The 1,644-nt window shown below is 71.7% G+C and carries 2 protein-coding genes; one reads left to right on the forward strand and one right to left on the reverse strand.

Features of this window, described 5'->3' with window-relative positions:
• On the reverse strand, positions 1 to 592 hold a 592-nt coding region (locus AC2VNT_RS06565; RefSeq protein WP_486946085.1), incomplete at its 3' end, for an MFS transporter.
• Positions 593 to 741: 149 nt separating this feature from the next.
• Between AC2VNT_RS06565 and AC2VNT_RS06570 the strand changes: the two genes are divergently transcribed.
• On the forward strand, positions 742 to 1,644 hold a 903-nt coding region (locus tag AC2VNT_RS06570), incomplete at its 3' end, for a nitrilase-related carbon-nitrogen hydrolase (protein WP_486946086.1).

Genomic DNA, 1,644 nt, shown 5'->3' on the forward strand with positions numbered 1-1,644 from the left:
GGGTTTCCTGCCACACCTCGGATTCGGAGACCCGGTAGCGGATCACCAGGCTGACCGCCGCCGGCAGGATGGACAGCCCGAAGAGCCAGCGCCAGGACAGCTGCAGCCAGTCCAGCACCACCAGCGCCCCCAGCGTCGCCAGCAGATAACCGAACAGGTAGCCCTCCTGCAGCAGGCCGGAGAAGAAGCCGCGCCGCTCGGCCGGGACCTTCTCCATCGCCAGCGCGGCCCCCAGCCCCCATTCGCCGCCCATACCGATGCCGTAGAGCAGCCGCAGCACCACCAGCACGGTGAAATTGGGGGCGAACGCGCAGAGGAACCCGACCAGCGAGTAGAAGGCCACGTCCACCATCAGCGGCAGCCGCCGGCCCACCCGGTCGGCCCAGAGCCCGAACAGCAGGGCGCCGATCGGCCGCATCACCAGGGTGGCGGTGGTCAGGAACGCCACCTCGGTCTTGGAGCGGTGAAAGGTCTCGGCGATGTCGGCGTAGACGAAGACCACGATGAAGTAGTCGAACGCGTCCATCGTCCAACCGAGCAGCGCGGCCAGCACGGAGCTGCGCTGGTCGGTGGTGAGCCGCTGGGTTGCCACCTGAGCATCGTGCGCGACCGCCATCGGGTCGAGACCACCGGGTCGAGTGCACCGGCCAGCAGCGTGAGCAGCTCCCGTCACCGCCGATGCGCGAGCGGGCTGACCTCGTCACCGGATCGTGACCGGCGGCGGGTGACAATAGAGACGCCATGACCGACGCACGCGACTTCTTCAACGCCTACCGCCACGGCTTCGTCCGGGTCGCGGCGTGCACGCTGCGCACCACCCTCGCCGATCCGCCGGCCAACGCCGAGGCGGTGCTGGCGGCGGCTCGCGTCTGCCACGACGACGGGGTCGCGCTGGTGGTGTTCCCGGAGCTCACCCTCTCCGGCTACTCCATCGACGACATCCTGCTGCAGGACACCCTGCTGGACGCCGTCGAACGGGCGCTGCACACGGTGGTGTCGGCCTCGGCCGGCCTGCTGCCGGTGCTGGTGGTCGGCGCGCCGCTGCGCTACCGGCAGCGGATCTACAACACCGCCGTCGTCGTCCACCGCGGCACCGTGCTGGGTGTGGTCCCCAAGTCCTACCTGCCGACCTACCGGGAGTTCTACGAGGCCCGGCAGCTGGCGCCCGGCGCCGACGAACGCGGGCTGATCCGGATCTGCGGCGCCGAGGCGCCGTTCGGCGCGGACCTGGTGTTCGCCGCCGCCGACCTGCCCGACTTCGTGCTGCACGTCGAGATCTGCGAGGACATGTTCGTCCCGGTGCCGCCGAGCGCGGCGGCCGCGCTGGCCGGGGCGACGGTGCTGGCCAACCTCTCCGGCAGCCCGATCACCATCGGCCGGGCCGAGGATCGGGCACTGCTGGCCCGATCGGCATCGGCGCGCTGCCTGGCCGGGTACGTCTACGCCGCGGCCGGCGAGGGGGAGTCGACGACCGACCTGGCCTGGGACGGTCAGACGATGATCTGGGAGAACGGGCGGCTGCTGGCCGAGAGTGAGCGATTCCCGTCCGGCGCCCGCCGGTCGGTGGCCGGCGGCGACCGCGGCCAGCTCGGCGCCGAGCGGCAGACCCGGGGCCCCGACGACGACAAACCGCGGGACCCTCGG

It is taken from the genome of Mycobacterium sp. TH-M15, from assembly GCF_057473705.1.